This is a genomic window from Hyphomonas sp. BRH_c22 (assembly GCF_000961795.1).
Classification (GTDB): Bacteria; Pseudomonadota; Alphaproteobacteria; order Caulobacterales; family Hyphomonadaceae; genus Hyphomonas.
Genome location: NZ_LADU01000057.1, coordinates 21,735 through 28,997, shown reverse-complemented (window position 1 = coordinate 28,997; position 7,263 = coordinate 21,735). Strand labels below are relative to the sequence as shown.

7 protein-coding genes and 1 tRNA gene are annotated in these 7,263 nt (G+C 64.1%); 4 read left to right on the top strand and 4 right to left on the bottom strand.

What is annotated here, in order from left to right; translation table 11 throughout:
* A partial coding sequence (gene thpR, locus VR74_RS07405; RefSeq protein WP_045695586.1) for an RNA 2',3'-cyclic phosphodiesterase occupies nt 1-384 on the top strand: 384 nt, incomplete at its 5' end.
* Between the two features lie 10 nt (nt 385-394).
* Here the strand turns inward: thpR and VR74_RS07400 are convergent.
* Nucleotides 395-2,161, bottom strand: coding sequence for a hypothetical protein (locus tag VR74_RS07400; RefSeq protein ID WP_045695585.1), 1,767 nt, complete (start codon nt 2,159-2,161; stop codon nt 395-397).
* An 89-nt stretch (nt 2,162-2,250) separates the two neighbouring features.
* Here VR74_RS07400 and VR74_RS07395 point away from each other — a divergent pair, with 89 nt between their 5' ends.
* From VR74_RS07395 to VR74_RS07385, 3 genes are read left to right on the top strand one after another with little or no spacing between them, the layout of a single operon-like run.
* Nucleotides 2,251-3,285, top strand: coding sequence for a glycosyltransferase (locus VR74_RS07395; RefSeq protein ID WP_299949828.1), 1,035 nt, complete (start codon nt 2,251-2,253; stop codon nt 3,283-3,285).
* Nucleotides 3,282-4,010: a class I SAM-dependent methyltransferase gene (locus tag VR74_RS07390; RefSeq protein ID WP_045695583.1), complete on the top strand. Its 729-nt coding sequence runs from the start codon at nt 3,282-3,284 to the stop codon at nt 4,008-4,010. The genes VR74_RS07395 and VR74_RS07390 overlap by 4 nt, the downstream gene beginning before the upstream one ends.
* Nucleotides 4,007-4,366 (top strand): hypothetical protein, encoded by a 360-nt coding sequence (locus VR74_RS07385; RefSeq protein WP_045695581.1) that lies wholly within the window; start codon nt 4,007-4,009, stop codon nt 4,364-4,366. The genes VR74_RS07390 and VR74_RS07385 overlap by 4 nt, the downstream gene beginning before the upstream one ends.
* A 35-nt stretch (nt 4,367-4,401) precedes the next feature.
* Here VR74_RS07385 and VR74_RS07380 read toward each other — a convergent pair.
* From VR74_RS07380 to VR74_RS07370, 3 genes are all read right to left on the bottom strand, one after another.
* Nucleotides 4,402-4,477 (bottom strand) — tRNA-Thr (locus VR74_RS07380).
* Between the two features lie 78 nt (nt 4,478-4,555).
* Entirely contained in the window at nt 4,556-5,992 is a 1,437-nt protein-coding gene (locus VR74_RS07375) for a heme biosynthesis protein HemY (RefSeq protein ID WP_045695580.1), read from the bottom strand.
* Complete coding sequence (locus VR74_RS07370) at nt 5,992-7,197, bottom strand: mitofilin family membrane protein (protein ID WP_045695578.1); 1,206 nt, start codon at nt 7,195-7,197, stop codon at nt 5,992-5,994. The genes VR74_RS07375 and VR74_RS07370 overlap by 1 nt, the downstream gene beginning before the upstream one ends.
* Between the last annotated feature and the right edge of the window lie 66 nt (nt 7,198-7,263).

Here is a 7,263-nt window from a genome sequence, read left to right as displayed (position 1 = left end):
CGCGATCTCGACGACCTGCTTGGCGAAATTCGGTCACCCGCGCTTGAAATCTGGCTCGAAGGCATCGGCTGGTTCGGCCGGCGCGAACCAAGTTCGGTTTGGGCGAGGGTGCGCCAGACAGACGAGCTGAGCGCCCTGGCGGCTCAGTGTGAGCGCGCCGCCCGGCGCCTCGGCCTGCCGGCGGACCGGCGCAACTTCACGCCGCACGTCACCCTGGCCTACCTTCACGGTACCACGCCTGAAGACGTCACCACGTGGGCTGCGCCGCGCCACGCCTACCGCAGTGATGCGTTCAGGGTGAACAGCTTTCACCTCTATTCCAGCCATAGGGGTGACGGCCCGAGCCGTTATGTGGCCGAAGCCGACTACGTGCTGGGCGAATAAAGCCAGCCCGTCAGCGTTTGACCGCGTAGAGGGCGTCTCCGCGCTCTGATGCCGCAACTGGCGTCAGAAAAGGCATCGGATCACCAGCCGCAAGCTGCGCAGCGAACCCGTCCGGATACGCTTTTCCCAACAGGGTCATCTCCGCATGTGACGGGCAGGCCAGGACATAGTTGATGCCTCCGGCCTGCAACATTGCCGCCGCTTCCTCCGGACGCGCGATGAAGATGCGCAGGGCCAGGTCGATGCCCGCGACATTGCGATGATAGTTTCCGTAAAGGGCACGCTGTCCCGTGTAGCGCAGGATATCCGGCGCTGCGTCCGCAACCGCCAGCACCAGCCCTTCCGGCTGGGCGTCCAGGGCGGCCAGCAGGTCCTGACTGGTGCAGGCCCCTTCAACGATTGGCGCAGCGGCCCCGCCAGCCGGCTTTGCCTTCAGGATCAGTCCAGGCGCGCCCCAGACGAGCGGCAGCGACACGGCAAGCGCCAGTACATAGGTCACGCCGCGCTGCCCGCCTTCCGGTTTCGCGCTGTACAGTCCGGCCACCCACGCGGCCAGCGGCAGGATCGCGAAAACGTGTCCGAACGTATAGAACCGGATTTGCTGAAGCGTCATCATGAGGTCAACAGCGATAAGCGCCAGAAACAGGATGTGGGCCCGCCTGTGGACGCCCATCTCGATCTGCCACACCGAAACCAGGGCCGCGACGATGGTCATCCCGACCATGAACGGGCCTTCCTGCAACATGTTGGGACGCGGCGCGAACAGGGGCTGGGCCTCGCTCACATTCTCAAGCCACATGGTACGGACAAATTCCGGTAGCGCGTCGACAGGATTGACGAGGCATTGCGGCGCCTGCAATTTCAGCAGCAGGCCACACGCCAGGGCGAGCAGCCCAAGACCCGCCAGCCGCCACACCAGCGACCTGCCGGAGAGGCTGAACGCGACGCCTGCCAGGCCGAGGCCGCCAAGCATCGCTGCGCACACGGTAATCAGTGACAGCGCATCGCAATAGACTGCGCCGTATTGCGACGGCGCGATGGATGCAAGGAAGAACACCGCGCTCATCAGCCCGAGGCTGGCCCCGAAGGCCGCCGCACCTTTCTGTGCCGCGCGTCCGGCGACTGCCCAGTCGAGCGCATGGAAGGCGCAGATCACCGCCACGAACGGATAAACTTCCACCCCCACGGCGAGCGAGGATGCAAGTGCTGCGCCTGCCAGTGCCAGGCTCACGGGTCTCCGCTTTGGGTCAATCGAAAACGCCAGTGACATCGCCAGAAAGCCCATCTGGAGATTGTGATGGTCGATGCTGCCGCTCAGGAAGTTCTGTTGCCGGAACAGGACGGTTGCCGCGATGATACAGGTAAAGACAAGCACCGCCCGCCCGCCAAGAAAGCGTGCACCCGCAGCCAGGGCAAAGACCAGCAGCAGCACGCTCATCGGCGGCCAGATCATGACGGCCCAGTAGAGCGCAGCCTCAGGTGGCAGGAAAACGTCCAGTATCGCGCGGATCAGCAGGACCGGCACATCGACCAGCCGCGACCAGTGCATGGCCGTGCCGCCCTCCGGGCCAAGCCGGGACTGGCTGACATCGAACCAGTTCTGCCCGTTCAGATAGTCCTGTATCTCGACAAGCCGCATGGCATTGTCAGCGTCGAGTGCGGCCAGCGCAAATCGTCCTGACACGGCACTCACAAGCAGAAGGCAGCCAACCAGCAGCAATCCGAAACCGATGGCGATCGCCCGGTCCACCCGATCAGCCTTGCGTGATGCCCCCATTGAATCTCTCCCTCGGCCGCCCCAGCGTGAAAGGCCACCTTAACCCTTGCCTGTGTAGAAAAGCCTAAATTCGGGCAATGGGTGGATACATGACCAGCAATGCTTTCAGCGAGCTAAACATCGCCGTTCTTCTGCCTTGCTACAATGAAGGCAAGTCGATTGCCGCTGTGGTTATCGGCTTCCGCAAGGCGCTGCCGGGGGCGCGCATCTTCGTCTATGACAACAATTCGGTTGACGACACGGCGCAGCAGGCAGCCTTTGCTGGCGCTACGGTTGTTCCCTCCCGCCGCCAGGGCAAGGGGAATGTCGTCCGCCAGATGTTTGCCGATATTGACGCCGACATTTACCTGATGGCCGATGGCGACGGCACCTATGACCCGACCGCCGCACCGCGCATGATCCAGACCTTGCTTGACGACCGCGCCGACATGGTCGTCGGCACACGCCGCAATGTCAGGCAGGACGCAGGCCGCAACGGCCACGCCTTCGGAAACCGCCTGTTCAATTCTGTCTACAAGGCCCTCTTCGGCAACGAGTTCACCGACATCTTCTCCGGTTATCGCGCCTTCACACGCCGCTTTGCCAAGAGCTTCCCGGCCTCGTCGCCGGGATTCGAGATCGAGACCGAGATGTCCGTTCACGCATCGACCCTTCGTCTGCCGGTATCCGAAGTCGAATTCGACTATGGCCGGCGCGTGGAAGGGTCGCAAAGCAAGCTGTCGACCTTCCGCGACGGATTCCGCATCCTGCGCATGATGGCCATGCTGATGAAGGAAACCCGCCCTTTCCTCTTTTTCGCCTATGTCGCCACTTTCCTACTGGCAACGTCGATCATCCTGATGGCGCCGGTCATCCGCGACTTTCTGGCCACGGGCCTTGTTGACCGGATCCCGACATGGATACTCGCAATGGTGCTCTTGCTGGCCTCGATGATGACGCTGATCGCCGGTATCGTCCTGGACTCCGTCGCGCGCGGCCGAGCCGAACAGAAGCGCATATTCTATCTCTCGATAGCGCCCTCGCGCGGCGAACAGTACCAGTCGGGCACGACGCCATTTGCCGAGCGCCGCCAGCCTGACTCGCTCAACGAGCGCCCTCCGCATCGCGGCACCGGTCCGCGATGAAACGCGAGCACACCAACCGCATCCGCTTCGTGCTGGAAGACGTGCTGCCCGCCTTCCTTCACGATTCGCCGCTGTTCCGCCACGCCGCGAGCCTGGTCTGGGGCAAGCATATCAGCGAACTCGCCACATTCCGTGAACGCGCGCCCTTCCTCAGCGACGCGGAATACGAGGATCTCTACAGGAACCATCCCCGCGTCCACGAAGGCACCGACAATTCCGAAGCCTGTATCGCGGCGATCTGCGCAGACGTGATCGGCAACAGCGTCTGCGACATCGGGTGCGGCACCGGCTACCTTCTCTCGCGCATCCGTGACGCCCGCCACGGCCTTGCGCGCCTCACCGGCGTCGACTTCGCCATCGATGATGCCGCCGCCCTGCAGGGCATCGAATATGTCGCCGCCCGGATCGAAGACCTGCCCTTCGCCGACGGGGAGTTCGACACGGTCGTGTGCACTCATGTCATCGAGCACGTGCTGGATTACCGCAAGGCCATTTCCGAATTGCGCCGCATCGCCCGGCGCCGGGTGATCATCGTCGTGCCGCGCGAGCGTGAATACCGCTACACGTTCAACCCGCACTTCAATTTCTTCCCCTATACGCATTCCTTCCTGCGCGCGATGCAGCCCGTGCCACAGGCCCATGTCTGCCGGGATATCCAGCGCGACATTTACTATTGCGAAACGCTCGATGCCGCTGATGCGCCGCGCATGGTTGCGGCCGAATGAAGCCCCTCACCCTGCCCGTCTTCGGCCTGCTCCTGCTGACCCCGGTCATGATCGCGCTCGGCCAGGTCCTGTTCAAGCTGACCAGCGGCCGCCTCACGGCGCAGGCTGGGACACCGTTCTACACCGTCGCTTTCAATCCGATCTTCCTGCTGGCGCTTGCCATCTATGGCGCCGCCACGCTGCTCTGGATACATGTCCTGAAAACGGTGCCGTTGTCCTACGCCTATTCCTTCATGGCTTTGACCTTTGTGCTCGTCCCGCTAATGGCCGCCATCTTCCTGAAAGAGCCGCTGACCATCAAATATGCCATCGGCGCCTGCCTGATCATTGCCGGACTTTTCATCGTCCAGTCCTGATCCGGAAACCTGATTCATTTTGGAAAAATGGAGAGTGGTGCCGCTAAGGTGACTTGAACACCTGACCCCCGCATTACGAATGCGATGCTCTACCAGCTGAGCTATAGCGGCCTGCTCCATGGAGCGTCCGGCCTGAATAACCACACAGGGCGCGGCGCGCAAGACGCTTTTGCCGTTGCCGGCAGGTGGTCAATCGTCGTCTTCGGCATAGTCGAGCGGCGGCGTCAGTCGGTCACTCGGAGCCTTGGGCGGCGCGATCCTGTCATCCTCCGGCCCGGCAATCGCCAGCACCCGTCCGGCTTCCAGTTCCCGTCCATAGGTTTCATAGCGCGGATGCACGAGGTCGCCGACATCACCAAAGGCGTAAACCAGTCGGCTCCAGTCGCGCTGAGCAAAGTCGAACGCATTGCCCTTCGGGTCAATGTCGGACCAATCGGCCTCACGCGACGCAGACGCCGCCATCCGCCCCCAGCGCTGGGCCTCGTCATGGTCGCCATACCCTTTCAGCGCCCGCTCCATCAGCAGGCAAAGCCGTCCGGTCGGGTTCTCTTCCACCAGCAAGGCCAGGCTCTTGACCGCCTCAACCCAGTCGGCCCGGTCCATGGCCAGTTCGGACGACAGGATACGGCTTTCCCGGTGGGTCGGATGCGTCTCCACCAGCGCCTGCAGGCGGGCGGCAATATTCTCGCGGGCATCCTGCGGCACAAGGCGCCGGGACAATTGCGCCAGGGCCGGGTGGGGACGCGCCTTCCAGCCAAGTTCCAGCACGCCTTGCGCCGCCTTCTCCTTGCCGTCGATCATCAGGTGGCGCGCGCCATGCCAGGCCGCCGGCGGGAAGCCGGGCGCTGCGCGAATCGCTTCTGCAAGAGCCTTCTGCGCCTCCTGCTTGCGATCGTGCGGCAGGCCGACAGCACCTGCCGTGTGCAAGACGGCACGGCGGCGGCGCAGGCTGTCGCCGGAAATCAGCCCGCGCTTCTCACCAATCGCCAGCGTTTCCAGCGCCTTGTTCCATTCGCCGCGTGCCACTTGCAGGTCGAACAGGGAATTGAACGGCCAGTCGGCATTCGACTTCAGTCCAAGCGCCTCGCGGGCCCGCGATTCGGCCGTTGACTGGTCGCCGCGCTCGGCTGCCGCCATGGCAGACCCTCGCAGGCCTGCCAGCTGGCCGCCGGGAAGGCGGGTCAGCTGGCCCCAGGCGCGCTCGGCCCCTGCCCAGTCATCATTGGCTTCGGCGGCGCGTGCTTCCAGCAACAGCTTCAACCGCTCATCCTCGGCATGTTTCACGGCCTTGCGCGCCAGTTTCAGCGCATGGACCGAATCGCCCGCCTCGGCGGCCAGCAAGCCCTCGGTCAGCGCCATATTGGCCTTGCGCGCGCGGTTGGTCTGACGCGAGCGCCCGATCTTGCCCGGCAGCACGAACAGGCCGCTGATGACCCACCAGACGGCCGCAACAAGGCCGCCGAAAACAATCAGCGCAATCGCCGCCACGCCAGTATGCAGCGAGACCAGCTCGCCACGGCTGTCATTGATGACAACACTGCCAGGCAGGTTGACGGCCCAGAAGCCGATCAATGCGCCACCGGCAATGATCACGAGGATCAGGATGAAGAGGAATATCCGGTTCATTATTCCTGCGCTTCCCCGCCAATCATGCCCAGCCTCAGGGTCTCGAGCCCGGCTTCCAGAGTGATGCGACGGTTTGCCGATTGCGTCCAGTCAGCCATGGCGGCAGCGGGGTCGCCATCAAGGCTCTCCAGCGTCCGGACAGCCTGCTCAAGATCGCCCGCGTCAAGCGCCGTTCGGGCGCGCGACAGGATCACCGCCGCGCCGCCGTCCTCATCATCGTCGCCGCGAACCGTAACGGCGTCACCGAAGAGGTTGTTCAGCCAGCCAAGCGCGCCTTGCTTGTCCACCGGGATGGCGGCGCGGGCCTTCGTGCTTGCCGGGCCAAAGCCCTGCTGCAGCTGGGCAAGGGTCGGCGCGCCGGTTGAGGCCACCTCGCCCAGCGCCCGCACCGCGGCCGACCGGGGCATGATCGCGCGCAGCTTGCGATAGTCGGATTCAAAATTGCTGCCGCGCCGCGAGGCCGCCTCGATGGCGGAAAGGGCCAGCGCGGCATCCGCGCTGGATTCCGAGGCTTCGGCCTTGGCCCGCACAGCCGCTTCATCGCTGCGCATCCGCTCGATCAGGCTTGTCAGCTCCGTCGTGTCGCCGCTGCTGCGCACCAGGTCTGATTGCAGGTCCGCAAGACGAGTCTCGAGTGAAGTCACCCGTTCTGACAATGCGCCTAGCGCCCGCGCCAGTTCCGCCGCCGTCGCTTCGCCGCTCGTATCGACCGCTTCCAGCGCATCAAGGCGGGCGGTCAGCCGGTTCAGTGCCTCTCCGCTATTGGCCGCGAGCGCTTCGTCAACCCGTTTGGAGACCGCATCCAGTTCGGCCAGCAAGGGCCCAAGGTCCTGCTCAGCGCGCGCAGGCGCGGCAGTCAGACCCGCCTCAAGACGCGCCTCCAGGTCGGCCGCATCGCGGATCACCTTGCTGCGTTCCAGGCCAGCGGCCTGCAGCTCTGCTTTCAGTGATTCCAGCTCCGCCGTCACCGCCGAAATGTCATTGCCGCCGCTCCTCTCGGGGATCGCCAGCGTTGCAATGATCCCGATGATGCCGCCCATGCCTGCTGCCACCAGTGCCGCCACGCCAACACCCAGCCAGCCCGGACCGGACCGGCCTGCACCGCCCGCCCGTGCGTCTTTACCGTCCTCGAAGGCCGGTTCGAAATCTGCATCAATCGGCTCGGCAGAGCTGACGGGCATATCGTCCTCGGGATCGTCGGTCATCTGTCTGTCTGCTCCTCGCAGGCGGAATTTGGAATCACACTGACATATACGCCCGCGCCGATCAAA

Coding starts and splice junctions, on each gene's coding strand:
- VR74_RS07395 (WP_299949828.1), top strand. CDS start 2,251: ATGACCAGCAATGCTTTCAGCGAGCTAAACATCGCCGTTCTTCTGCCT.
- VR74_RS07385 (WP_045695581.1), top strand. CDS start 4,007: ATGAAGCCCCTCACCCTGCCCGTCTTCGGCCTGCTCCTGCTGACCCCG.
- VR74_RS07370 (WP_045695578.1), bottom strand. CDS start 7,197: ATGACCGACGATCCCGAGGACGATATGCCCGTCAGCTCTGCCGAGCCG.
- VR74_RS07390 (WP_045695583.1), top strand. CDS start 3,282: ATGAAACGCGAGCACACCAACCGCATCCGCTTCGTGCTGGAAGACGTG.
- VR74_RS07375 (WP_045695580.1), bottom strand. CDS start 5,992: ATGAACCGGATATTCCTCTTCATCCTGATCCTCGTGATCATTGCCGGT.
- VR74_RS07400 (WP_045695585.1), bottom strand. CDS start 2,161: ATGGGGGCATCACGCAAGGCTGATCGGGTGGACCGGGCGATCGCCATC.